This window comes from Terriglobia bacterium, assembly GCA_020072565.1.
Classification (GTDB): Bacteria; Acidobacteriota; UBA6911; order UBA6911; family UBA6911; genus JAFNAG01.
The window spans coordinates 25,141-50,946 of record JAIQGI010000008.1 but is presented as its reverse complement, the minus strand read 5'-3'; the positions used below and the strand labels follow the sequence as shown (position 1 = coordinate 50,946).

At 60.3% G+C, this 25,806-nt stretch carries 18 protein-coding genes; 5 read left to right on the top strand and 13 right to left on the bottom strand.

Annotated elements, in window-relative coordinates:
* Positions 1–195: 195 nt before the first annotated feature.
* The 5 genes from LAP85_06775 to LAP85_06755 form a co-directional block, all read right to left on the bottom strand.
* The gene (locus LAP85_06775) at positions 196–1,197 is read right to left on the bottom strand and encodes a M56 family metallopeptidase (GenBank protein ID MBZ5496090.1); all 1,002 of its coding nucleotides are present in this window, start codon (positions 1,195–1,197) and stop codon (positions 196–198) included.
* A 7-nt stretch (positions 1,198–1,204) separates the two neighbouring features.
* Positions 1,205–1,648 (bottom strand): BlaI/MecI/CopY family transcriptional regulator, encoded by a 444-nt coding sequence (locus LAP85_06770; protein ID MBZ5496089.1) that lies wholly within the window; start codon positions 1,646–1,648, stop codon positions 1,205–1,207.
* 445 nt (positions 1,649–2,093) lie between these two features.
* Positions 2,094–3,185, bottom strand: a complete 1,092-nt coding sequence (locus tag LAP85_06765; GenBank protein MBZ5496088.1) for a hypothetical protein — start codon at positions 3,183–3,185, stop codon at positions 2,094–2,096.
* Between the two features lie 14 nt (positions 3,186–3,199).
* Complete coding sequence (locus tag LAP85_06760; GenBank protein MBZ5496087.1) at positions 3,200–3,796, bottom strand: response regulator transcription factor; 597 nt, start codon at positions 3,794–3,796, stop codon at positions 3,200–3,202.
* 381 nt (positions 3,797–4,177) lie between these two features.
* Positions 4,178–4,678 (bottom strand): ATPase, encoded by a 501-nt coding sequence (locus LAP85_06755; protein MBZ5496086.1) that lies wholly within the window; start codon positions 4,676–4,678, stop codon positions 4,178–4,180.
* 368 nt (positions 4,679–5,046) lie between these two features.
* Between LAP85_06755 and LAP85_06750 the strand changes: the two genes are divergently transcribed.
* Positions 5,047–6,225 carry a metallophosphoesterase gene (locus LAP85_06750; protein MBZ5496085.1) on the top strand — a complete coding sequence of 393 codons (1,179 nt, stop codon included), beginning with the start codon at positions 5,047–5,049 and terminating at the stop codon, positions 6,223–6,225.
* Positions 6,226–6,283: 58 nt separating this feature from the next.
* On the opposite strand, the gene LAP85_06745 is transcribed toward LAP85_06750, so the two are convergent.
* The 6 genes from LAP85_06745 to LAP85_06720 form a co-directional block, all read right to left on the bottom strand.
* The gene (locus LAP85_06745) at positions 6,284–7,981 is read right to left on the bottom strand and encodes an amidohydrolase (GenBank protein MBZ5496084.1); all 1,698 of its coding nucleotides are present in this window, start codon (positions 7,979–7,981) and stop codon (positions 6,284–6,286) included.
* A 149-nt stretch (positions 7,982–8,130) separates the two neighbouring features.
* The gene (glgB, locus tag LAP85_06740; GenBank protein MBZ5496083.1) at positions 8,131–10,032 is read right to left on the bottom strand and encodes a 1,4-alpha-glucan branching protein GlgB; all 1,902 of its coding nucleotides are present in this window, start codon (positions 10,030–10,032) and stop codon (positions 8,131–8,133) included.
* 245 nt (positions 10,033–10,277) lie between these two features.
* Positions 10,278–15,449 carry a response regulator gene (locus LAP85_06735; protein ID MBZ5496082.1) on the bottom strand — a complete coding sequence of 1,724 codons (5,172 nt, stop codon included), beginning with the start codon at positions 15,447–15,449 and terminating at the stop codon, positions 10,278–10,280.
* A 167-nt stretch (positions 15,450–15,616) separates the two neighbouring features.
* Positions 15,617–16,153, bottom strand: coding sequence for a PilZ domain-containing protein (locus tag LAP85_06730; GenBank protein MBZ5496081.1), 537 nt, complete (start codon positions 16,151–16,153; stop codon positions 15,617–15,619).
* Between the two features lie 170 nt (positions 16,154–16,323).
* Positions 16,324–18,000: a beta-lactamase family protein gene (locus LAP85_06725; GenBank protein MBZ5496080.1), complete on the bottom strand. Its 1,677-nt coding sequence runs from the start codon at positions 17,998–18,000 to the stop codon at positions 16,324–16,326.
* Between the two features lie 141 nt (positions 18,001–18,141).
* Positions 18,142–20,583, bottom strand: a complete 2,442-nt coding sequence (locus tag LAP85_06720; GenBank protein ID MBZ5496079.1) for an ABC transporter permease — start codon at positions 20,581–20,583, stop codon at positions 18,142–18,144.
* Between the two features lie 143 nt (positions 20,584–20,726).
* Here LAP85_06720 and LAP85_06715 point away from each other — a divergent pair, with 143 nt between their 5' ends.
* The 4 genes from LAP85_06715 to LAP85_06700 all read left to right on the top strand — a co-directional run bounded on the left by LAP85_06715 (position 20,727) and on the right by LAP85_06700 (position 23,558).
* Positions 20,727–21,119, top strand: a complete 393-nt coding sequence (locus tag LAP85_06715) for an ABC transporter permease (GenBank protein MBZ5496078.1) — start codon at positions 20,727–20,729, stop codon at positions 21,117–21,119.
* Positions 21,120–21,578: 459 nt separating this feature from the next.
* On the top strand, positions 21,579–22,115 hold the full coding sequence (locus LAP85_06710) for an RNA polymerase sigma factor (protein MBZ5496077.1): 537 nt from the start codon (positions 21,579–21,581) through the stop codon (positions 22,113–22,115).
* Between the two features lie 73 nt (positions 22,116–22,188).
* The gene (locus LAP85_06705) at positions 22,189–22,587 is read left to right on the top strand and encodes a hypothetical protein (GenBank protein ID MBZ5496076.1); all 399 of its coding nucleotides are present in this window, start codon (positions 22,189–22,191) and stop codon (positions 22,585–22,587) included.
* 128 nt (positions 22,588–22,715) lie between these two features.
* Positions 22,716–23,558: a TonB family protein gene (locus LAP85_06700; protein MBZ5496075.1), complete on the top strand. Its 843-nt coding sequence runs from the start codon at positions 22,716–22,718 to the stop codon at positions 23,556–23,558.
* Positions 23,559–23,595: 37 nt separating this feature from the next.
* Here the strand turns inward: LAP85_06700 and LAP85_06695 are convergent, their stop codons facing one another.
* Positions 23,596–25,425: a Na+:solute symporter gene (locus LAP85_06695; GenBank protein ID MBZ5496074.1), complete on the bottom strand. Its 1,830-nt coding sequence runs from the start codon at positions 25,423–25,425 to the stop codon at positions 23,596–23,598.
* 129 nt (positions 25,426–25,554) lie between these two features.
* Positions 25,555–25,806 (bottom strand): hypothetical protein, encoded by a 252-nt coding sequence (locus LAP85_06690; GenBank protein MBZ5496073.1) that lies wholly within the window; start codon positions 25,804–25,806, stop codon positions 25,555–25,557.

Here is a 25,806-nt window from a genome sequence, read left to right as displayed (position 1 = left end):
GGGCATCCTCACGAGATTGCCCCTCATCGCCGACATCAGATCAACCGCGATGTTAGAGGGTCACGTGAACTACTACCAGCGTTCGTAATTGAAAGGCACGGCCAGGCAAGCCGGCTCAGAAGTCACAGGACCGATTCATGGGAAAAAACCCGGCCCTATGTCGCGACTTGGAGGCCAGGGAAGTACTGCAGCTGATTATTGAAGGGCGGAAACGACACATTCCATCACAGCGTGAATTGCGGCCAGGAAGCTGGGACTGGAAACCATGAGGACGGCAGCGAGCAAGAGTCCGGAGAGGCCGGCGCCGATGGCGAGGTTGGGGCCATGATTTCCCGTTCTCGTCAGGCAATTGGGGTGGGCGGCCAGATGAGTCAGACGCAGCACTCGCGAACGGATATTGCCTGAATCTTGCGCAATGAGAGCCGCGCCCGCAAGCATGACGGGCGAGGAGCCTCTGGGCACCAGGCGCGCAACTTTTACCAGGGCCGAAGCGAGATCGAGTGCCACAGACGGTCCACTCCTGGCCGCATGCTCATCAGCAGCCAGTTCGGCTGCCCCAAACCACGCGCGGTCGAGACACCGTCCCAAGGGAACAGCGGTCAGATAATTCCGACACGCCCGCAGCAAGCCTCGTTTGACATTGTCCCACGCACCCAGATGCGCCTCTTCATGCGCTATCGCCGCTGAGATTTCTTCTCCATTGAGCGAGCAAAATATCTGGTCGGCGATAAACAACTTCGGTCGCCACACACCCACGATCGCAATGAGAGGGAATTGGTGCTGAAGGCGGAAAACAGGGATAGCAACCTCCTCGATCCGAACGGGCTCGGCATGCCGCATCCAGTCTCGAACCAGCCGGCGGGTTGCGATATACGTCGCACATGCGCGCCAGAGCGTGCAGCCGATCCCGTAGAGCGATACTGCAGCCACCAGGCCAAGCTTTGCAGTGACAATCTCTCCGGTATGCCGAGGTTCATTGGCCAGGTATGCCGGTATGAAGATGCCGCCGACACAAAGGAGCGCCGCGAGGGAGGGACCGATACGCAAGAGGAACAGGAATTGTGCGCGGGTCGAGGCCTTCCAGGTTTCCGCGGCCCGCGAGCTCAGTCGCCAAAGCACGACTGCCAGCGCCGAGGCGAGGCTGGTGAGCACCAGCACTCCTGCAAGCGACAGGCAAATGCCCAGCATCTCGTACATGTGTCCCTCAGTGGCTGCGCCGCAACTCTTCCTTCTTTTCCCTGATGAGGCGGTCGAGCGCGTCCAGAAAGGTGCGGTCGTGCTCGCTCACCGCGTCCACGATGCAAGCCAGCAAAGGCTCGACGCCATCTTCCGCGCGACCGATCAGCCCCGCGATCAGATCCCTCGCAATACCCTGCTCGAATTCGAGAGGTGAGACTCGTGGCGTGTAGATGAACGCGCGCCCTTGTTTGCGCCGGTCGAGCACCCCTTTCCGGTAAAGGCGGTGCAGCGTGGTCATCAGCGTTGTATAGGCGATGCGCTCCTCAAAAGCCTGAAAAACATCGCGCACGCTGATTTCGCCGCGCTGCCAGGTCAGGTTCATGACCTCGCGCTCGAGCTTGCCAAGCGCCACGCCCACAACCTCGCGCGGCCGTTTGAATCCTCGCAACGTAAATGCAGGTATCTTCATGCTCAATCTCAATATTCCCAAATCCTGCCGCAGAGATCGCAGAAATCGCGGGAAAAAGCAAGCAAAATTCATAATAGCCCCCAGGCACACATACACTGCCACGGGCCTCCGCGGCTCCACGCAGAGCGGTAGCGGAGCACGCAACGCCTCGATCGCCTCCGTTTCGAACCCTCTGCGCGCTTTGCGCCCATCCGCGCCCTCCGCGTCAGTCTCCTGCTTTTCATTAGTGTTTTCGAAGCAGCCTGTCATGCGCCGGGGCGCACCCTGCGACGCATGAAAAGCTCATGTTATCCGGTTGGTGAACGTCGGAATCGGCATCGGGATCGCAATCGCTATCGAGGTCGCTATCGGCTTTTGCCGGCTAAGAGTTCCGATTGCGATGGCGATTGCGATGGCGATTGCGATTCCGATACCGATTTGTCTGTTTTCGGAACAGGGGGTGCGGTCAGATCCTTCTGATTTCCCTCTGCTCATTTGCCCAGGGCCGTTGCGAAACCAGCTCGCCTATGACGGCGACGGCGCGTTCAACATCCGACCGCGTAATGCCGCGATAGGTCACAAAACGTATGATCGTCTCCATGCCCGGCAGTCCTCTGATGCCGCGCACATCGAGATGGCGGGCGAAGGTTGCAGCATCCATGCTGAGACCCCTTACATCGACGTTGACGATATCGGTTTGGACGGCTTCCAGATTGATCGAGAGCCCCGGAATGGAGGCAAGACCACCGGCCAGGATGCGCGCGTTCTCATGGTCCTCGGCCAGCCTGGCGACCATGGTGCGCAGGGCAACGAGGCCCGGTGCGGCAATGATGCCGGCCTGGCGCATCGCTCCGCCGAGGGCGCGCCGGATTTTGCGCGCGCGTTCGACGAAGGGCCGGCTCCCGGCAAGCAAGGACCCGACCGGCGCAGAGAGTCCTTTCGACAGGCAAAAGCTGACCGAGTCCACCGACCGCGTGAGCGCGCGCGCGTCGATCTGGAGCGCGACCGCCGCGTTGAATATGCGCGCGCCATCGAGATGCACCGGCAGGCCGTGCGCGTGAGCGATCTCGCAGCAGACGTCGGTGTGCTCGGGTGAGATGACCGTGCCGCCTGCGGTATTGTGGGTGTTCTCCAGGCAGACCAATCCGCGGGATGGAAAACCGGCACCCGCACGGCGAGCGGCAAGCCGCAGCGGCTCCGGCAGCATGGCGCCCAGCCGCCCGGGGACGGGAAGGACCAGCAGCCCGCATGCGGCCGCGATGCCTCCGAATTCCAATCCGTAGAGGTGCGCACTCTGCTCGACAACGGCCGCCCCTCCGGGCTCGGTGTGCGTGCGCATCGCAATCAGGTTGGACATGGTGCCGCTGACCGTCAGAAGCGCAGCTTCCTTTCCCAGCATGCCGGCGGCGAGGGCCTCCAATTCAAGAACGGTCGGATCACCGTCCCGGGAATCGTCGCCGAGTTTCGCGCTCATTATGCTGCGAATCATCTCTTCCGTAGGCATGCTCAACGTGTCGCTGCGCAGATCAATCACATCCTTTTTCACCAGGTCCTCCATGAATGGGTATGCTGTTACTGCTCCCGGCACAGGTCAAGAAACTCGATGATTTTTGAGATGTTCCAGACGGCGGCCTTGACCGTGATATCCAGCGCCTCCGCGATTTCAATCGCCGACTTTCCCTCCGCCATCAGACGCAAGACCGCCCTTTCCTGAGCTGAAAGCGCATCGGAAATCTCGGGCTTGACTGTTCCGTTGACCAGGGAGCGCAGCATGTCCTTGACAACGATCGGAGTAACGTAATGCCGGCCTTTGAGAACCACCTGAATCGCCTGGATCAACTCCGTAGCCGCCGAACGCTTCAGGACATAGCCGGCTCCGCCGGCATGGAACGCTTCGATCGCATACATCGGGTCCGCGTGCATGGTCAGAAAGATGATCTTGGATTCAGGCACCAGAGACCTCAGTTGGCGTGCCGCCTCCAGACCGTTCATGATGGGCATCGAGATGTCCAGCAGGATGAGGTCCGGCTTAAGATCCTGCGCGGCCCGTACGGCCGCCCGACCATCTTCAACAGCACCCACGACCTCGCTCTGGCCTTGCAGCAGGCGTTGCAAGCCTTCGAGCATCAGACGATGATCGTCGGCCAGAAGGATACGGGGGCGCGTCATGAGGCGGCCTCACTGAGGGAAATGGAAACAGACAAAGCCGGGCTCAGGGGACATCGCACGGGCCGACTCTTGGCAACTCGCCTGGATATTCCATTTGACATGAGAATTCCAATCTTAAAAAAGTGTTTGCTCAGACCATTAAAATGGCCCGCTCTGTCGGCGGCGCAGAGGAACAATCGCGCCTGCAGGAAAAACTCTCAAACAGAACTCTGAAATTTAGTATTACCCACCGGCTACTCTTACTCAAGTGCGAGTTTGGGAGTGCGGATACTCCAGGTATAAATATCTTCTCTGCCGGGCCGGGAGCCCGGGCAGGTCCCACAAATGCCCCGGATCAGCTGCTCTCAATGGCAGGTTTCCTGCTGGCGCGGGCCGCGTTGCTCAGACATCACGATGCCAGCGCGCGGTCGCGAACTTGTCCTCGGGCGCATACTTCAAGTCCAGAGTGCCCCCGAAATCCCGCTGGATCGCCTTGCCGATTCTGGCGATCAGGTGCTCGGTGGTTGCGGACACGACAATTCGGCTCTTGCCCTCCTTGATGCTGATGATGCGTTCCAGAGGACGTTCGCCCAAGGTGTTCTTCCCCACGTTGCGGATGCGATTCAGCAACTCTTGCCGGTGGCTCACGGTGAAGCTCCCGCCCAGTTCAACCACGCCGCCGGCATGGCCGCCCCGAATCTGAAGGCATGCAGGGCAGAGTTTCGTCTGCCCGGCGTGCCCGGCATCAGGAGCTTTCCATTTCCAGACCCCCTCATGGAACAGGAGCCCGCACTCCGGGCATCTGGTATCGGAGGGATACTTCTCCGGACGCCCGTAGGGGTTTTCGAGATCAACGCGCTTGTCCAGGCGGAACGTGTCGCTCACCCGAAACCGTTTTGCCATGCTATCTCTCCCCGGCTATACAGCCGCTTGAATTCGGTCGACACGACAGCCCTGGCGCGCCCGCGCGCCGCCTTCTGGCGAACCTGTACGTAAGAGAAGCATCACCGGCAGCGAGACCGGAAGGAGGAAAAGCACCCATGTCGACCCACAGGTTGTTTGTTTCTATGCTATACCCCTTTCGTTGTTCCTTCCAGCCCCAAGATAGGCTCGACGACAGGGCCGGGGATTCGTCCCGCTTGGTCTGTTTGACCCAAGGCCGGATTGGAGCCGATAGCGGCCAGCCGCGATCGCGAACTACGGCCACCCGGCCTGCATTCTCACGCAAGCAAGCCGGAAGCGCAGGATCGACAAGGAGGTGGATTTGCGCTATGTTTTCCCTTCCTTTTCGCTTCGCCTTGTACATGGGGGTGTCGCCAATCATGAAAAAATCGCAGTCGAAATTCGCGCTGGCCGCGGCGCCGGCTTTGTTGCTCGCGGGCTTCGTTTTTACGGGGGCGCGCAGTGGAGCCCAATCCCCTGCGGAAGACCTGATCAAGGGCCCTTTGGTTCAAAACGTGCAGAAGGATCGGGCCACGCTGACATGGGTAACCCGGAAGTCCGCAGGGCAATATAGCAAGGAGAGCGGCGGTCCGCAGGTTCCCATCAGCGAGGAGATCTATCATCAGCTGGAGCTGACAAAGCTCGAGCCCGGCACCCGCTACCAGTACAGTTTGAGCCCGTACGGGACCGATGCCTCGGGAACGTTCTGCACCGCTCCGTCGTCGAATGAGACTCCCTTCGATTTCGTCATCTTCGGAGACACGCGGACGGGCCATGAAGTTCACAGGAAGATCGTGGCGAAGATCATTAAGGATCAGCCGGCCTTTGTAGTGCACACCGGCGATCTGGTTGACAACGGAAATCAAGCCGGGCTCTGGGACACGTTTTTCGAAATTGAAAAGGACCTCCTGCGCAATATCCCGTTTTACCCAACGCCCGGAAATCACGAACAAAACACGCCGGTCTTCTTCAAGTACTTCGCATTTTCCAACGACGACGGGCACCATTATTCTTTCGATTGGGGAGGCACCCACTTTGCGGCAATCGATTCCAACGAAATCGGGAAGAACTCACAGGAACGCACCGCGTTTCGCCAGGAACAATTGGACTGGCTGCAGGGTGACCTCGCCCGCAACAGCAACCCGCTCGTTTTCGTGTGGTTGCACCACCCGGTATTTTCAGGCGTCGCGGATCGCAAGGCGGCCTCGGCCAGGCTGGCTGCAGTGCTGGAGCCGGTGTTGTTGAAAGGCAGAGCAGCGGCCGTATTCGGCGGCCATGACCACAACTATCAACATCACGTGCATGCCGGGATCGACTACGTGGTGAGCGGTGGTGGAGGCGCACCCCTCTATAATCTGAGCCCCACGCCCGAGACCATGGTGAAAGGCGTCGTGGCGGACAACTATGTGCGTGTCCATGTCAAGGGAACAACCGCACAGTTCGAAGCCGTCGATCTGGACGGGAAGGTCCTTGATTCGTTTGAGGTGAAAGCTCGAGCGGCAAAATAGGGCAACGAAACACACGAAAGCGGTTTCGGCCGTTTCGTGTGTTTCGTGGTTTGAAGGGTTATTTCTGAAACATGACTTTACCTCCCACGATCGTGTACTTCACGACGGTCGTAGGGATTTCATCCTCAGGCAGGGTCAGGATGTCTTTGGAGAGAACGGTGATGTCCGCCAGTTTTCCAGGGGTCAGCGAGCCCTTGCTGTTCTCCTCGAACCCGGAATATGCCGCGTTCAGAGTGTAGGATTTCAGCGCCTCTTCCCTGCTCATGCGCTGATCCGGATAAAACACGGTCCCATCTTTGAGTTTGCGTGAGACTGACGCATAGTAGCATGCAATCGGGTTCACATCCTCCACCGGAGCATCGGTCCCGTTGCTGACAACCGCACCTGATTTCATGAGCTTCTGCCAGACATAGGCTCCTTCCCCCGCGCGTTTGGCGCCGAGGCGGGCCAGGACGTAAGGTGCATCGGAAGTGCAGTGGATGGCCTGCATGGCCGCGATCACTCCCAGAGCTCCGAACCGCGGGATGTCGGCGGCGTTCAGATGCTGGGCATGCTCGATGCGCCAGCGCAGATCCTTCCTGTCCGGATGAGCCTTGAAGGCCGCTTCGTATACGTTCAGGGCTTCACGGTTGGCGCGATCGCCGATGGCGTGGGTGCAGAGTTGAAGGCCGTTTTCGATCGCCAGGCGGGCGGTCTCGGTGAGATTCTCGGCCGTGTAGGTGTTCAGGCCGGTGCTGGAAGGGAGATCCGCATAGGGTTCGAGCAACCAGGCCGTGCGCGACCCAAGTGCGCCATCCATGAGGCGCTTGATCGAGCGCACGGTGAGGCGCTTGTCACCGTAGTCGATGAGCTTGTACTTCGCGAGGTTCAGCTCGAGGCTCTTGTTATCTTCTTGAATCATCACCCAGAGTCTCAGGCGGAGGTTCCCCTCGTCCGCGAGTTTCCTGTACAGATCGATGGTCTGGAAAGACTGGCCGGCATCATAGAATGTGGTGATCCCCTTGGACAGGCAATCCTGACTGGCGAACTCCACCACCTTACGGGCTTCGGCTTCGACTTCCGCCGGAGTGCGTTTGCTGCGCGCCTCCTCCAGTGTCTTTTCCAGCAGCCCTGCGGCCCTCTCGCGGAAAACACCGACGGGATTTCCTCTGGCATCATGAAGGATATCGCCGCCCGGAGGGTTGGGAGTGCGCCGGGTGATGCCCGCAAGTTCCATGGCCTTGGCGTTGGCTAAGGTGGCGTGCCCGCTGGCGTGAACCAGGAGCACCGGATTGTCGGGCGAAACCTTGCTGAGCGCATCGTGGACGGGAAATTTTTCCACATTGGGCGACGGTGTCTTATCCCATTTCTCTTGGTGCCAACCCCGTCCCAGGATGTATGCGCCCGGCTTCGCTTGCTTGGCAGCGTCGGCTACCATGGCAACGATCTCATCCCAGTTTGCAGCGCGCGTGAGATCCAGCTCCATCTTGGTTTCGCCCAAGCTCGTGAAGTGACCGTGGCTTTCGATCAAACCCGGGATCGCCAGCATGCCGGCGAGGTCGATTTTTTCCGTTGCCGGGCCAATATAGGGGAGTATCTCTTCCTCAGTTCCAACGGCGGCAATAATGCCCCCGCGGATTGCGATCGCGCGCGCCTCGGGCCTTGCCGGATCGACGGTTACGACCCTGCCGTTGTGCAAAACCATGTCGGCAGGCTCTACCCCGGGCTTGCAGGCAGATATCAGGACCGTCAGAGAAAGACCGGCCAAAAGGAGCATGCATCCTCTCATAGCACTTACCTCCGGATGAAAGTTGCTTGTGGCAGGTATCTTACCGCAACCCGCCCCCGTGACCTCAAGAATTTGAGTCGTGATTGAGGGGTGAGGGGACCGAAGTCTTTCACTCATCACCCATCACTCTGTCGCTGTCAGCCTTCGTGACGGAGAAAGATTGCGGCGAGGGGCGGGAGAGTGAGCAGGAGACTCTGCGGCCGGCCATGCGCGATGGTGGATGTGGTCGTTTGGCCTCCAAGATTGCCATGCCCACTTCCGCCATAGATGGCCGCATCGCTGTTCATGATCTCACGCCAGAATCCCGGGTGCGGTGCGCCGACCCGGTAGTCCTGCCACGGCACGGGAGTGAAGTTGCAGACCACCATGATCGTGCGGCTCTCAGCTGCTTTGCGCAAAAAAATGAGCACGCTCTTATCGGCATCGTGGCAATCGATCCATTCGAACCCGTCGGGATGGCTGTCGAGCCTGAAAAGGGCGGGCTCGCTCCGATAGAGTTGATTAAGATCAGCAACGCATTTCTGCACCCCAAGATGCGGAGGATACTGCAGAAGGTGCCAATCCAGGCTCCGGTCGTGTCCCCATTCATCCCGCTGCGCGAATTCCGCCCCCATAAAAAGAAGCTTCTTACCGGGTTGTGCGTACATGTACGCCAGCAAAAGGCGCAGGTTCGCGAACTTGCGCCAGTCGTCACCGGGCATCTTGGCGAGCAGTGACCCCTTGCCGTGCACCACTTCGTCATGGGAGAGCGGCAGGACGAAATTCTCGCTGAAGGCGTAAATCCCGCGAAATGTCAGCTGATCGTGGTGATAGCGGCGGAAGACGGAATCGCGGGACATGTAGTCCAGCGTATCGTGCATCCAGCCCATGTCCCATTTGAGGCCAAATCCCAGACCCCCGACATAGGTCGGCCTCGAAACCATGGTCCACGCGGTTGATTCCTCGGCGATGGTCTGAACGTCAGGGTAGTTCTTGTAGATCTGTTCATTCAGGGTGCGCAGAAACCGGATCGCTTCAAGATTCTCCCGGCCTCCGAACTCGTTGGCGATCCACTCGCCTGGCTGTCTTGAGTAATCGAGGTAAAGCATCGAAGCAACCGCATCCACGCGAAGCGCGTCCACATGATACTTGTCGAGCCAGAAAAGAGCGCTGCTGATGAGGAAACTGCACACCTCATTGCGGCCGTAGTTGAAGACGAACGTATTCCAGTCCCGGTGTATACCCTGACGTGGATCGGAATGCTCGTAGAGATGCGTCCCGTCGAAATAGGCCAGCCCGTGCTCGTCTGAGGGGAAATGGGACGGTACCCAATCCATGATGACTCCGATATTGTTCTGGTGCAGACAGTCGATCAGCCACATCAGGTCCTGGGGCTCCCCGTATCGCCGCGTCGGGGCGAAATAGGATGTGGTTTGATAACCCCATGAGCCGTAAAAGGGATGTTCCATCACCGGAAGCAGCTCCACATGGGTGAATCCCATTTTCTTCACATACTCGACGAGATCCAGTGCAAGCTCCCGATAGGACAGCGATCGGTGCTGCTCTTCGATGCTGCGCCGCCAGGAGCCGAGATGGACTTCATAAATGGAGAAGGGGCGGTCGAGCGCCTGCTTGGCGCCCCGGTTCGCCATCCAATCCGCGTCGTTCCAGGAATATGTCAAATCCCATACCACCGAGGCGGTCCCGGGCGGCATTTCGGTCGCGTTGGCGAAAGGGTCGGCCTTGTTTACACGGTAGAGGTGGTAGCGAGACTCGATGCGATATTTGTAGAGCGTCCCTTTGTTCACTCCAGGGACAAAGGCCTCCCAGATCCCCGAATGCCCTTGGTGGGAGAGTGGAACGGAAGTCCGATCCCAACCGTTGAAGTCACCGACGACCGACACATACTGCGCATTTGGAGCCCATACCGCAAAATAACTCCCCTCCACGCCACCGAGCCGGCACAGATGAGAACCGAGCTTGTTGTAAAGCCGGTAGTGCGTGCCTTCGTTGAACATGTACAGATCATCGGCTGTGAGCAGGCTGTGTTGTCCGATCATCGACACTCCTCTTGGAAACGTTTGCCGCCGGCAGGAAGCCCCGACCGAGGGCAGCGCTCAGACAACTGTACCAGAAGTAAGCGGGGAATATGAAAGCCAGAACCAAAAGTCAAACCGGATATTGTGGTCTGACGGCATCTGAGAGGCTTTGCCGGGTACTGGACGTGAAAGAAAAAAGACACTTCAAGACCGCCGCTGGGGATTGTCAAAGCACGCGCATGTCAGGAGTGGAGGTTCTTGCGGTCTTATTTAGGTTCCGATGGCAGAGAAATCTCGATGGAGGCGCTGGTCTCGGAGTCGCCGGCGGTACTCAGCTTACCTCCGCATGCGGCGACCAGCGGCTCCAACGCCGAAGTTTCCGCAAGAGGTTGAACGCTGCTTCCCGAAGCTGTAACGGCCAACAGAATAAGGAGTCCGGTTCCGGGAGCCGCGTCAGAAGCGGAGAGTGCGGTTTCCACCATGACCGTGCCCCCTAACGGCAACGAATCGCGCGCCTGCTTCACCATCCCAATGAGCAGCTGCTCGACCAGAGCCCTGGGGGCGAGGATACGCGGCAGACGTGGAGACAGGATCGTGAGCAGCTCAACACTTTCGCCGGCCTGGCGGCGTAACGTCCCTGTCATCTGTGTCACCGCCAGGTTGAGGTCGAGCGCCTCCTGCGGGGAGCCGAGATTCAGCAAGCGGCGTGCGAGTTTGCCCGCCTGGTTTGCGATCTCCACAAGGCGCAGGGCGCGCATGCGGCGCGGGTCGTTCTGGTCCAGGCATTCCATGAGCATCTTGCCGCAGTCGGTTACAGGCTGCACCAGTTCGGAGAGGGTCTGTGCCGCCGCGGTGGCTAGATCTGTGACCGGCTCCGTCCGTTGCCGGGCTTCCGCAGCCCGAAGCGCGCGTTCGAGCGCCAGGCGTGCTGCACGTTGCCCCTCGAGCTCCTGGCGCAACGCCTCAATTTCCGCCCGCCCGGGCTGTTGTTCCTCCGCCAGCCTGGCCAGCCGTGCTTCCGCGGCCCGGAGTGCGTCTTCGAGCGCCAGCCGTGCGGTCCTCTGGCGATCCAGTTCTTCGCGCATGGTCTGCCACTCCGCCTGTTCCGCGCGCTGCTCGTCCAGAAGCCCAATCTGCCGGGCTTCGGAGGCGCGCAGCGTATCTTCCATGGCCACCCGCGCGGCACGCTGATGCTCCAGTTCCTCCTGCAACTTCGCGCGATCGGCCCGTTCCGACTGCTGCTCCGCGAGAAATCGGGTCAGGCTTTCTTCCGACACAGCCAGTGCTTTCTCCAACATCACGATCTTCGTCTCAATCTCGCGTTGCTGCCGCTTCAGTTCCTGGCGCTCTTTGTCCCAGGCTGACGTTTCGACATGTTTGAGATCCTCGAGTTCCGCCAGGCGTGCCTGCACTGCATGAAGGTCCTTTGCCAAGGCGGCTCGTGTTGTCTCTGCTGCTTCGTGCCGGCGCACCAACTCCTGTCGCGCCGCCTCCCAGCCTGCCCGCTCGACCTGCGCCTGTGCCAGAATCTCGCCGTGCCGTGCCTGAAGTCTATGCAGCACCTCCTCGAGCGATGCCAGGCGCCGTTCCAGGTCCTGGCGCGTCACCCCCCAGTCGGCTTGTACGACCTTGTGCTCTTCCTTTAGAAGGCGGGCACGCTCTTCCGCGGCGGCGAGAGCATCTTCGAGCTCCACAACTCTGGATTGCTGCCTCTGACGCTGCTGCTCCAGCTCCTGACGGGTCTGTTCCCATTCCGCCTGGCCGGTCCGGCCCTGATTCTCGAACTCGGCGTGGCGCATCTCCAGCGCGTACAGCGATTCTGCCAGCGAAGCACACAGGCCTTCAGCCTCCGCACGCTTGCCTTCGGCTTCCTCGCGGCATCGCTCCAGTTCGACACGTGTTTTCTCCCATTCGGCTCGCTCAATCCGGCGACGTTCTTCGAGTCCGGTCTGGCGTTCTTCGAGTCCACGAATGGTATTCCCGAGCGCAGCCGCGCGTTCCTCAGCCTCCCGGAGTTTTCGTTCCAAATCCCGCCGTGTTTCGTCCCCGTCCGCCTGCGCGACCTGACGAGCTTCGAGTCCGCGAATGACCTCCTCAAGGGAACGCCGTCGTTCTTCCGCATCACGGCACTGCTGCCCCAGTTCCTGACGGGTCTTCTCCCATTCTGCCTGCTCAAGCCCGCGCTGATTTTCGAAGTCGGTGAGGCGCGTTTCCAGTGCGTGCAGCGATTCTGCCAGCGCGGCAGATACGCCTTCCGCCTCCGCACACTTGCTCTGCGTCTGCTCGCGTTGCCGCTCCAGCTCGACGCGCGCATTGTCCCACGCGGCATGCTCGACGCGATGCTGCTCTTCGAGTCCGCGGATCGTCTCTTCAAGCGAGGCGCGTCGCTCTTCGGCTTCACGGCGCTGCTGCTCCAGCTCCCGGCGGGCCTTCTCCCATTCTGCCTGCTCGACCCTGCGCTGATTTTCGAACGTGGTGTGACGCATTTCCAGTGCGTGCAGCGACCCTGCCAGCAAGGCAGAGGTGCCTTCCGCATCCGCACACCTGCCCTCCGTCTGCTCGCGTTGCTGCTCCAGCTCGACGCGCGCATGGTCCCACGCGGCATGCTCGGCGCGATGCTGCTCTTCGAGTCCGCGAATAGTCTCTTCGAGCGAAGCGCGACGCTCTTCAGCCTCGCGGCGCTGCTGCTCCAGCTCCTGGATGATCTTCTCCCTTTCCGCCTGCCCGGCCCGGCCTTGATCCTCGAACTCAGCGTGCCTTTTCTCAAGTGCGCGCAGCGACTCGGCCACCGAAGCATACAGGCCCTCCGCCTCCGCACGGCGGCGCTCCAGGTCGAGGCGCACATTGTCCCACTCGGCCTGCTCAGCTCGATGCCGCTCTTCGAGTCCGCGAACAGTCTCTTCGAGGGAAGCTCTCCGCGCATCTGCCTCACGGCACTGCTGCTCCAGCTGCTGACGGGTCTTCTCCCACTCCGCCGCCCCGGCCCGGTCTTGATTCTCAAACTCGGCGAGGCGCATCTCCAGTGTGTGCAGTGTTTCCTTCAGCGAGGCACACAGGCCTTCTGCCTCCACGCATCTGCCTTCCGCCTGTTCGAGGCGCTGCTCCAAATCAAGGCGCACGTTGTCCCAGTCGGCGCGCTCGACGCGATGCTGCTCTTCGAGTCGGCGAATAGTCTCCTCGAGGGAAGCTCTTCGCTCGTCAGCCTCACGGAGCTGCTGCTCCAGTTCCTGATGGGACTTTTCCCATTTCGTCTGTTCGGCCCGGCGTTGATTCTCGAACTCGACGTGGCGCATCTCCAGTGCGCGCAGCGACTCTGCCGCCGAAGCATACAGGCGCTCCGCTTCCTCGCGGCGGCGCTCCAGGTCGAGGCGCGCATTGTCCCACTCGGCGCCCTCGATGCGATGCCGCTCTTCGAGTCTGCGAACCGTCTCCTCGAGGGGGGTTGTTCGCTCTTCAGCCTCGCGGCGCTGCTGCTCCAGCTCCTGACGGTTCTTCTCCCATTCCGCCTGTTCGGCCCGGCGCTGATTCTCACATTCGGCGAGACGCGTCTCCGTTTCATGCAGCGACTTTGCAAGCGAGGCAGAGAGGCCTTCCGCCTCTGCACGCTTGCCTTCCGCTGCCACGCGGTGCCGCTCCAGCTCGAGGCGCGCATTGTCCAACTCGGCACGCTCGCTCAGGCGCTGTTTTTCGAGTCCGGCCTGGCGTTCTTCGAGTGCACGAATCGTATCGCCGAGCGCGGCTCCGTGCTCCTCAGCCTCACCGAGTTTTCGTTCCAGGTCCCACCGGACCTTCTCCCATTGCGTTCGCTCGTTCCGATTCGCCTCCTCCAACTGCGACTGTCCGGCTTCTGCTGCCCGCAAGGCCTCTTCCAGGGCGATTCGCTGCCAGTCCATTTCCTGGCGCGCCGAATGCCATTCCGCCTGTCCGCTATGGCGCTCACTTTCCGCTGCCCGTGCCGCATCCAGGAGTGCGGAGCGTTCCCCTTCGTACTTTGTTCGCTCTGATTCCCACTGCAGTTGTTTGCTGCGCAGATCCTCTTCAAGCCTGGCGCAATTGGCCTCAGCGATGCGGAGAGCTGCTTCCAAAGCGGCACGCTGTGCTTCCAGCTCCTGCGGGAACGGGTGTTCCCGGCCGCGCCCCACCCGGCTTTCTTGCGCAGCGCGCGGTGGCTGCACTGACGGCGCCTGCGGGACTTCCGACTCCGCAGATCCGGCCGCCGCCACGAACCGCGTATCTGTCAAAGTCGGCTCGCCCTGCTCCCCCCCTCGACGCTCGGTTCCCGACCGTTTGGCTTCATCTTGAGTCAGGTTGTGAATGACGCCCAGGACCGCAGTCTGGGATTCCCGGCGGAAAGGAACCCCTCGGAGCTCGAGCCTGCGCGCGATGCCATCGAGCCCGTCCCACTCAAACTCTATGGAGCCGCTCTTACCTGCACAGACATGGCCGATAAAGGCGCGGAGCTGGTCCTCATGCTTGGGCCCTACCAAGGTGAACAGATTCTTGCCGACAATCTGGTCGACACGCGTCGCGCCCAGGTGCGAAAGCCCCATCCAGTTGACGGCCTGGAAGATCCCATCGCACGTCAGGAGGGTAACGCAGGCAGGGATCGTCTCGATAAGAAGCCGCAGGCGCGCTTCCGTCGAGCTCAGCACGGACTTTTCGCGCAAGAGGTCGCGCTCGCGGATGGAGTTCTCCAGACTGGGGACCAGGCGTTGCAGGTATTCGCCGCTCTTGACTATGTAATCATCCGCGCCCAGTTTGATCGCCTGCACGGCAGCATTCTCGGAGCCGGGTTCAATCAGGAGGATGACCGGAGTATCGGGAGCGACGGCGACGGTCTCCTTGAGAGCGTGCATCATGCGTAGCCCGGGAGCCGAATCGTCCAGCACCACGGCATCATAGGGAAAATTGCCGGGCGTATCGGAAGGCAGGCAGCAGGATCCGTCCGGGTTGAAAGTAGCCCCCTCGAGCTCAATGAAGGAAGTGCCGGAGAGGTGGCGGCGCACGATCTCCACGTTGCCCGCATATAGCACTTTGAGCGGTTGAACGCGCCTCTTCGCTTCCGTGCGGCGGCGTTCGACGGCGCGCTGCAACAGCGACGGCAGGCTCTTGATGAACTGAGGCCGTTTGACGATGTAATCGTCCGCCCCTGCTTCCAGCACATGGAGAGGGGTATCCTCATCAGCGGCACTGACCATCACCACGACAGGAAGAGGCAGTTCCCGCTCGCGGAGGCGGGGGATGATGCTCAAGCTCTCGCTGCCGGGGTGAGCAGGATCGATCAGGACAACGTCAAAGCGGCCAGGTGTGGCTAGACGCGCGAGAGCGTCGTCGTCCCCGGGAGACACCTCGATACGGATCTGTGGCGCGACCTTGCGAAGCTCGCGCTCGAGGAAATCTGCGTCCCTGAGATATCCTGTCACGTATAAGACATTCATGGTCATGACTCAGGCACGATCAGGCATACATCTGATACATCACATCATACCGCATGTGTCCATCATGCCAACACTGTGGATTGACACGGGTCGAAGGCTCAGCAGCGGAAAGCGCGCGCAAACTCGCGGCATCTCCCAAATTGGTCCACCTCAAGGACGATTCCCAGTCACCACTTGTTGAGCCCAAATATTTGACGAAGGTCGGGACCCGTCGGCGGGATAGGAACGGTCAGCGTGAACATGATCGGCCGTTCTTCCACAGCCGTCCCTGGCTGACTGTCTGGTTGGCTCGCAGCGGCTTCTTCCACCGCAGGAAATGCAGCCGCGGGCTCCTTCTCCACCGCGGGCTCGTCAAATTCACCCGCAAGTAACGGCAATTCCTCATTAAACGCGATGGCAGACTCATAGAGGATGGTGGACCCTCGCAACGACAGGGCGCGCGACCGCAGGACCCTGCCTCGAAGCATGAAAACAGCATCGGCCGCAACCAACCGGATGCAGATCGATACTCCTGGTATCATGCGTGCTTCCGTTTCAACGAGTGCGCCGCCGCGGGAAATATTGACCAGGTTCACCGCGTTGCCGTTAGTCAACTCGACACTCTGGAGGGACGGAATCACCGAAGGCGGCTGCCGGGGCGCCGTTCTGCGGTCTCTCCCTCTTTTTGCCTCCCCCTCCTGCACCGATTGTTTGCGTTTCACCATGTCGACGGCCCTCTCACAGTCCAGTTAGGCGGGACCCCGAGACACCACGCCTCCCCACAGCATGAAGGATCGGCAAATTCAGAGGAAAGATTAGCTTTAGGGCGACATCGCCGCGTCGTCACCTCTATCCTCCACTCAGGAAAATCGCGGCAGGAAGCTGACTCTTGCTCTTATCGCGGCGGCAAATTCGGCCGCCGGATAAACCGCAAGTGGAGCACGCGGCCGCTGGAGAGACTGAGACCGTCGACCTCTCCCGCCCGATTCCTGGTGAAGCGGATGCTCCTCCCGCCTTCGTTGAAGGCATCGGCATAGGTTGCAGTGACCGCCACTTCAGGCATCAGCCGCCGCTTGAGAAAAAGCCTGCCGTCGCGCACGCTGAAGTTATAGGACACCTCAAGTTCTTCGCTGTAGTAGTTTCCGGCATATTCGGCCAACTGCTGCGCCGAAGGGGTAACGGCCGGTACGACATGGTAGATTGCCGGCCGCTCCCCAGCCGTAACTACTTCGAGCCGAATCGGTTGCCCGGGCACGAAGAGGTACTGCGCGCCGCCGGACGCCTCAAACCGGTTCTCACCGACCGGCACCAGTTCGTTCCCTTGTCCCATCCCGAGCATCAGCTTTCCGTCCTGCACGGTCAGGCGCAGCACCGCATCCGTCAGCAAGTTGCGGTAAAGCCCTGCGGCGCGCTGAATCTGCTCCGCCGGGACCTCAACACGCACAGGCTTTGCGCGGTCTTTGATCTTGCCCTCCAGGAATACCTCTGCCACCTGGTGCGCCAGCGCGCCCGCATTGACGTTGGCCAGGTTGCACAGAAGCGCAATTGAAAGGTGCTGATCGGGGTAGCGGGCCAGAAACGCGCGATAGCCGGCGGTGGAACCGCTATGGCTGATTTCGCGCACTCCTTTGTACTCGGCAACTTGGAGGCCGAGGCCATAAATAATCGAGCTTCCGTCATTCAGCCTGGTGCGTATCTGCATCTCGTCGAGGGATTCCCGGCCAATCACACGCGGATTTTCGAAGTTCCGGTTCCAGATCAACAGGTCGCCCGCGGTAGTGAGCAGCCCGCCGTTGCCATAAACGTTGGTAAAGGGCATGTTGGAGTGGTACTCCCCCTGTGCACCGGTGCTGTAAGCTGTGGCGCGTCCTTTCACAATGCGCGTGTGGTCGTCGCGCCACTGTGTGCTTGTCATTCCCAACGGCTGAAAAATCTCCCTCGAGTCGAATTCGGCAAGCGAGACGCCGCTTGCTCGCCGGACAATCCAGGCCAGCAGCGCAAACCCTGTGTTGCTATATAGATACTGCGTGCCTGGAGGGAAGTTCAGCTCTTTTTGCCGGCTCACGAGATCGAGAATTTCGTCGAGGGTGTGAACGGCGCTGCCCGGCGGCCGCCCCATCACGGTGAACAGCTCCCACTGGTCTCGCAATCCGCTCGTGTGACTCAGCAGATGGCGTATGGTGATCTTCGACCCGAAATCGGGGACCTCCGGAAGATATTTCCGGATATCATCATCGAGCGAAAGCTTCCCCCGCCGGGCCAGGATCTGTATCGCCCCGGTCGTGAACTGCTTCGAGACCGAGCCCGCCTCGAAGATGGTGGCGGGAGTGATCGGCACCGAGTATTCGAGGTTGGCCATGCCGTACCCTCGGGTGTAGACCACCTTGCCGTCCTGCTCGATTCCGAGGGAACACCCGGGGCAATCCTGCCTGCTGTAACGTTCGAAAATCTTGTCCACCCGCGCTGCGGCACTGTCCCCCAGAAGATTGACGCCGGTTTGGGCGTGGACAATCGAAACCGGAAGCAGCAGGATCACAGCAAGGACACACAAGATTCGAGCGCGGTTGGTCACAAACCCTCCTGATCAAGGAACATCCTGTATGGGGAAGAATTCTAGCACACAGACGAGTACTAAATGACAAGTGATGAGTCATGAGTGGTGAGTCCTGGGGTTAGATGGCCTTAGCCATCACCGCCACTCGTCACTCATCACTCAGTACTCCCGCAGAGCGACCATCGGGTCGACTCTTGTGGCCCGGCGCGCCGGCAGGAGAACAGCCAGAAGAGCGACCATGGCTAACACCGCGATGGCACTACCATAGGACAGGGGATCAGTGGGACTGATTCCATAGAGCAGGCCCTTCATCAGGCCCGTCAGAAAGAAACCAACCACCAACCCGATCCCCAACCCGATCGAAGTCAGGGTCATGCCGCCGCCGAGGATCAGTTTGAGTACATCGCCAGCCTGCGCGCCCAAGGCCATACGGATGCCGATGTCGCGAATGCTCTGGCTGACGGAGTAGGCCATCACACCGTAAAGGCCGACAGCCGCAAGAAACAAGGCGAGAAAGGCGAAGGCGGAGACGACCCCGGCAGCCATGCGCGCCGGCAGCAACGCAAAGCCCATAGCCGCGTGCATCGTCTTCAGGTCGGCCAGTGGCAGCTTGTCGTCGAGACTTTGTACTTCTTTGCGAACTGTCTGTAAAAAGCCATCGGGATCGACGGCGGTCCGCACGTGCAGGAACACACTGGCTCGGTGGTTCTGCTCCAATGGAAGGTATAAAAAGGCTTTGGGTTCCTCACCCAGACTGAAATACTTGCCGTTCTTGACGACGCCAATGACTAACTGGTCCTTTCTGCCGGTCCTGACATGCTTCCCGATCGGGTCCTGCCCCGGCCAGAAGCGCTGCGCAAAGGTCTCGTTGATCACGATTACAGGGGGCGCACTTACGTTGTCGGTCTCGCTGAAACCCCTTCCGCGCAATACCGGGATCCCCATGGCGGCAAAATAGCCATAGTCGACCGTGGCATAATCGATGAGGGGGTCGTTCGCACTCGGAGGTGGAGTATAACCCTCTGGCCGCGCACCCGTCTGACTACTGGAGAGGCTCAGAGGCAGGTTATCGGCAAAGCCAACCGCTTCCACACCCGGCAAGCTCCTGAGCCGGTCTCTGAGAGACCGGATGAACTGCCTGCCTTTGGCTTCGTCATATTGTTGCAGCCCCAGATCCAGGGCGGCAACAACCTGATGCTCCGGATTGAATCCGGGATCGAGATTGCGCGCATTCTGCAGGCTGCGCACAACCAGGCTGGCGGCAATCAGAAGGGCAAGCGAGAGTGCTACCTGGCCGGCCACGAGAATCCGGCGCAATCGAGAAGCCCCGGCCAGTTGCACCGGGCTTCCTTCCTTCAAGACAGTGACAAGATCGGTCTTCGTGGTTGAAAGAGCGGGGGTCGATCCGAACAGGACTCCCGTGACGACCGTGACCACAAACGTAAAGGCGAGCACTGACCCGTCGAGGCCAATGTCTAATCTGATGGGGAGATCACTCGGCGGGCTGAACGATCGAACCAGCCCGATTAGCCAGACCCCCAAGAGAAGTCCGACGCCGCCGGCTAAGAGCGACAGCAGAACACTCTCGGAAAGCAGCTGGCGGATCAGGCGCAGACGATTGGCCCCAAGTGCCATCCGGATCCCGATCTCCTTGCGCCGCGAGGCGGAACGGGCCAACAAAAGGCCGGCAACATTGGTGCAGGAAAGCAGCAGGATGACCCCAACCACCCCGAACATGAGTCGCATGAACCTGACGAATCCGTCGCGCACCTCCGGGTGGAGGCTCGCGTCAGCGTCCCAGAGCAGTTGAGCGCTGGTACCCTTGTTGGTGTTGGGGTACTCCTCAGACAAATGAACCATCAAACTGTTCACAGAAGCGCTTGCCTGCTCGATCGTGATCCCGGGCTTCAGCCTGCCAATGATCGACTGAATCCAGCGATTGCCGCGCGATGTCAGGGCCCGTCGTTCGTCTCCCATTTGCCCCACCATCGTGATGGGTACCCAAATTTCCTGGCCTAAGCCGGTGTTTGTGCCATAAAAGCCTCTCGGCGCAACCCCGATAATGGTGTATGGGCGGGCGTTCAACAGTACTGTTCTGCCGATTACAGCCCGGTCGGCACCGAAACGGCGTTGCCAGAGGCCATCACTGATGACGGCGACCGGGCGGCCGCCCGGCATGCCGTCCTCTTCAGGCAGGAAGGCCCGGCCAAGAATTGGTTCCAAGCCTAATTCCGAGAAGTAGTTACCCGACACAACTGCTCCCCAGATCCTCTCATTGCGATCGCCTGCAGTGAGGTGGAAGGGCATGATGCTGTTTGCGACGAGCCCAGTGAAGACGTCGTTCCTGTCGCGCACGTCGACATAATCGGGATATGAAAAGGAGCCGTATTTCAGCCCGCTCGACCAGGTTACAAAAATCCGTACCAGACGATCGGGCTCGCCCACCATGGGTTTGCGCCACAGAACGGCGTTGGCAATGCTGAAGGTTGCGGAATTAGCCCCAATGCCCAGAGCGATGCAAAGAACCGCAGCGAGAGTAAGCCCCGGACTCTGCCACAGCTGGCGCCAACCATAACGCAAGTCCTGGATCAGATCTTTCATGCCGTTTCCCCCCGATCATGCGGTGCGGTTCCATGTCACAGCCGCGACCATACCTACTGTACGGAAAAGAGGGGAGCCAAGTTCAAAGCACCAGCCCGAATTATTCGTGAAGCAGAACCGAACGCCGGTAAAAGGCAACAAAATTGGACGCAGATACACGCTGGCAGGAGCTTCTGGGGGTCAAAGCGTTTCTCGGCAGAGCCTTGACGCCGGATGACGACAAGATGCCAGGCGGCAGTCCGGCGGTGGTCCTCAGCCATGGCTTCTGGCAGCGGCAGTTTGGCGGCGATCCATCCATTCTGAATCGCACGGTGCGCCTGAATCAGCTGCCGATGACGATCGTCGGGGTCATGGCGCCCGGCTTCACCGGCACGGTAGCAGGAGACATACAGAGTGCGGATAGCCCTCGGCGCGACACGAGCCTCGATCCACTGGCTGGTGCTGAAGGAGGTCTCCTTGCTGGCCGCGATCGGATGCGCTGTCGGTCTCGCCGCCTTCCTGGTATCGAGCCAGGTGCTGTCGTCGCTGCTATTTGAACTTGCTCCCAGCGATCGGGCCAGCCTGGTTCTGGCGACGCTTGCTCTCGGCGGCACGACTTCCCTGGCCGGATTCTTGCCGGCTCATCGCGCCGCGCGTCTGGAGCCCTCCACCACGCTCCGCCAGGATTAGCACCATTACCACGGACCACACGACAAGTCCTTTGCGGTAATAACAACAATTGAGTCGCAACTGATATCCGATCGGAGGTCAGCCTTCGCATCCTATTGACATCCTCGTTTTCCGATCCGCTGGTTTGGGTTTACAGATGGAGATGCAGCAATCTCCAGCGAGAGGTGGGATTGCGGCATGTGCTGTCCGGAAAACAGCGGAGAAATCGCATTTCTGCCCGTCATCAGCTCAAGCATGAGTTTGGCTAAACCATTTCCGTCGAAACTCGTCCAATATATGCAGGACACGAGGCAGATATATTGAACCATGGCTTGATGGAAGCGACCGTGGCATCCGAGGCTGCGCACCGGCAGATTCGAAGGGAGGATTTTGAATCGATCGTCCGGGAACATCAAAGGCGCATCTACCGGATCCTGTTCTCACTCCTTCGTGACCCCGATGAAGCGGACAGCCTTACCCAGGAGTGCTTTCTCCGGGCTTTCTCACGGCGTGCCGGTTTTCGCGGCGAAGCCGGCCCGGGAACATGGCTGGTCCGCATTGCCATCAATCTGGCACAGGATCAGCTGAAGAGCCGGCGTGCCTCGTTCTGGAGGCGTCTTCGGCGCGGGCTGGAATGGAACAAGCAGGCTCCGGCGGATCGGCGCCGCACTCCGGAGGCTGCCATGCTCGTTCAAGAGCGGGTTGCTGCGGTCTGGGCGGCGGTCGAGAGATTGCCCGTACGGCAGCGAACCGTCTTTACACTCAGGTTTGCCGAGGATATGGCACTCCATGAGATCGCCGATGCCATGAAGCTGCGGGAAGGGACCGTGAAGGCCCACCTCTCCAGCGCAACCAACGCAGTCCGGCGCGAGTTGGCGCGATAGGGGGTAAGGAAAAGGTAGCCTCATTCCGCAAGAGGCCTTGGAAGTTACAGAGGAAAACAGGCTGACAGATTCTATGAATACTGATGAAATCAATCATGAAGGGGATGTGCAGCTGGAAGACGCCTTGAAGGAGTTCCGGGCCTCCGCTTTTGCCTCCGTTGAGCGGCCCGAATCGTTCTGGACAGCTCAGCTCAAGGCGGTGCTGGAACGGATGGAGCAGCATCGCAAGGTCGTTCCCTGGAGACCGCTCCTGACCTGGGGAACGGCGGCCGTCATCGTTGTCGCCGTCGCGGGCATCTGGCTGCTGAGTCCCCGAGCATTGCCGGCTCCTGATTTCGCGGCAGGATATGACCAGGACCTGCTCGTGGACGTCGAGCGGCTGACGGATTCTCAGATGCCGCTCGCCTTGGAACCGGCGATGATTCTGGCCGACGAGATCAAAGCGGGCATCGCAACGCGCAAAGCACCTTGAGGGACGCGTAGGATGGGCCGATTGCAGACTCGCGGTGAGGAGCGCGCGAACCGGGCCGGGTTCAAGCGTGCGCAGTGCCTAACCAGGAAAACGGAAATCGAAATGAACAAGATTCCGCAGGAGGTGATATGAAACGCTCTTTGATTCTCAGCCTTGTGTGTCTGCTGATCCCGCTCGCTGCATTTGCCCAACAGCCGCCACCTCTGCCACCACTTCCGCCACAAGCTCAGACCCTGCCTCCGCCCCCGCCGCCTCCACCTCCTCAGACTTCGGGCAAGTGGTGGAAGAACTCTGCGATCGTGCGTGCGTTGGGGCTTAGCGATGCGCAGGTGGTGCAGCTCGAAGCCGCCTACCTGCAGCACCAGGCTCAGCTGGCCGAACTCCGGTCCGCACTGCTCCGAGAAGAAGAACAGCTCAAGGTCCTGCTCGAGGCTGAGCGACTGAGCGAAGGAGCGCTTGCCGCCCAGAGGGTGGCGCTCACCGCCGCGCGGAATGCGCTCGAGGCCGAGAATTCGGACATGACCCTCGAAATGCGCCGGGTACTGACTGCGGATCAATGGCGCAGGCTCGAGAAAATGCGGACGGATCGGGCGATTCCGCCTCCTCCACCCCCGCCTCCACCGCCGCCTCCGCCCGCGAAGATGAGCAAGGAGATTGCGCTTTCGGTGGAGAAGATCTATGACTTGAGGACCACGCCGGGGATCCAGGAGCCGACGACAGTCGCCACGCCCCGACCTCCTTACACCCCAGAAGCCAGGGCAGCCAAAATCGAAGGGACCATGGTGATGCAGGTTGTGATCTGGAAAGACGGGAGCGTGGGCGAAGTTAAGGTTATCCGAGGCCTTGGATATGGCCTCGACGAGTCTGCCGCAGATACTATGAAGACGAAATGGCGCTACCGACCTGCAATGCTGAACGGCCAGCCCGTAAACGTGCGCGCAAACGTCGAGGTCTCGTTCCGGCTATTTTAGAATCTGGCTGTGTGAGCGGTATTTCGGGAGTTATGTATTACTGTCCCGTCTGCTCCAGGCGAGTCCTGTTGTCGGCCCATACCCGGTTGATCACGCGCAGGAGAACCAGGCTGCTTACTACGAACACACCCAGCAGCATCAGCGCGTAGTTCATGCGGCCGTACAGGAAGTTGCCCACGGTGAACAGCGCCGACCAAATGACCGTGCAGCCCGACACCCAGCCGAGCAGTCCCAGCGGGATGTTCTGGCCCGTCGCCTTGGCCTCTGCCGGCGACACCCCCGCTTCCTTGCGGATCTCGGACCAGCCGGGGCCGAACGGCTTTACCTTCCTGTAGAAGTCGATCAGCGTCTTTCGATCCGTCTCCGGGCCGAGGAACGCCGTCGACATCCAGCAAACCGTGGTGACGCCGACGGTGATTAGTAGTCCCTTATGCGTGCTGACGGCCACACCGTTCTTATGGAGCAACAGCAGTGCGACCGAGACCGCAAACGAACTGATCATCGCCGCTACCTCGCACCAGGCGTTTACGCGCCACCAGAACCAGCGCACCAGGTAGAGCAGGCCGGTGCCCGCGCCGACCTGGAGAATGATGTCGAAGGCGTCCTTGGCGGTATCAAGAAGGTAGACCGTGCCCGAGGCGCATAAAAACAGGAAGACCGTCACGACGCGCCCGGCGAGCACGTAATGCTTTTCAGGCTTGTCTTTCCGGACGAAGCGCTGATAGAAGTCGTGCACCAGGTACGAGGCACCCCAGTTGAGGTGGGTCAGAATGGTCGAGGAGTTGGCGGCGATCAGGCCACCGACCATCAGGCCGATGAAACCGACGGGCAGGAACTTCAGCATCGCCGGGTACGCGATGTCGTGTCCGATCAGGCTCGGATCGAGGTGCGGAAAGGCCTCTCGAATATCGGAAAGTTGAGGGTAGATGATCAGCGAGCACAGTCCCACCAGGATCCACGGCCAGGGGCGCAGCACGTAGTGCGCGAGATTGAAGAAGAGCACGGCGCCCAGGGAGTCCTTTTCGGATTTCGAGGCCAGCATGCGCTGGGCAATGTAACTGCCCCCGCCCGGCTCTGCGCCGGGATACCAGACGGCCCACCATTGGACTGCGATCGGCATGATAAAGACCGCGATTGCCATATCCCAGTTACTGCTGAAGTCGGGAAGGATGTTCAGGTAATTCACTCCGTTCGGCCCCTTCAGGACTGACAGTTTCTCGACCAGTCCGTGCAGCCCGCCGACCTGCGGCAGCCTGAGCGCAAAGTAGGCTGCAGCGATGACCGCGGTCATCTTGATGAAGAACTGGACCATGTCGATCACCAGCACGCCCCAGAGCCCGGAGTGCGCGGCAAACACCACGTTGAGCAGGCCGCAGATCAGCAGTGTCTCCCAGCGCGGCAGGCCGAACAGGACGCCGGCGATCTTGCAGGCCGCCAGATTCACCGTCGCCATGATCATGCAGTTGAAAAACAGCCCCAGGTAGACCGAGCGGAACCCGCGCACGAAGCCGGCGGCTTTTCCCGAATAGCGGATCTCGTAGAACTCGAGATCCGTCATGACCCCCGAGCGCCGCCACAGCTGCGCGTAGAAAAACACCGTGGATACGCCCGTCAGCACAAATGCCCACCAGACCCAGTTCCCTGCCACGCCGTTGCGGCGTACGATATCGGTCACCAGATTCGGCGTATCGCTGCTGAACGTGGTCGCCACCATCGACAGCCCCGCCAGCCACCAGGGCACGGAACGGCCTGAAACGAAGAACTCCGATGTGCTCCTGCCTGCGCGCTTGCCGAAAAACAGCGCCGGGATGAAGCAGATGCCGAGGGAAAAGGCGACGATGACCCAATCGATAAGGTGCAGATGCATGCCCGGTTTCCTCTTATGAAACTGCGCGCGACTCTACCAGAAGCACATGGAAAGGAAAAGACCATAGAGCCGGATGCCTGCAAGAGCCAAATTGACGAAAGGTGGACGGGTATCGGGGGCGGACCCAGTTTATTCGTCGAGCGGCCGCTGGCTGGTTTCCTTCATCGGCAGCATCAATGCCAGGCCGATGAGCCCGTACAGCTGCTGTGCGATATGATCCGACTGCGGGAAAAACTGCTTGCCGATGTCGCTGGCAAAGCAACCGTAGACGGCAAAATCAAACCACTCGAGCACGTTCCCGATCAGACCCGCCAGAGCGGTGCGGAGCGCAGACTGGCGCGGCAACACTATTGCGGCCTTTGCCTCAGAAGCCTGTTCCAC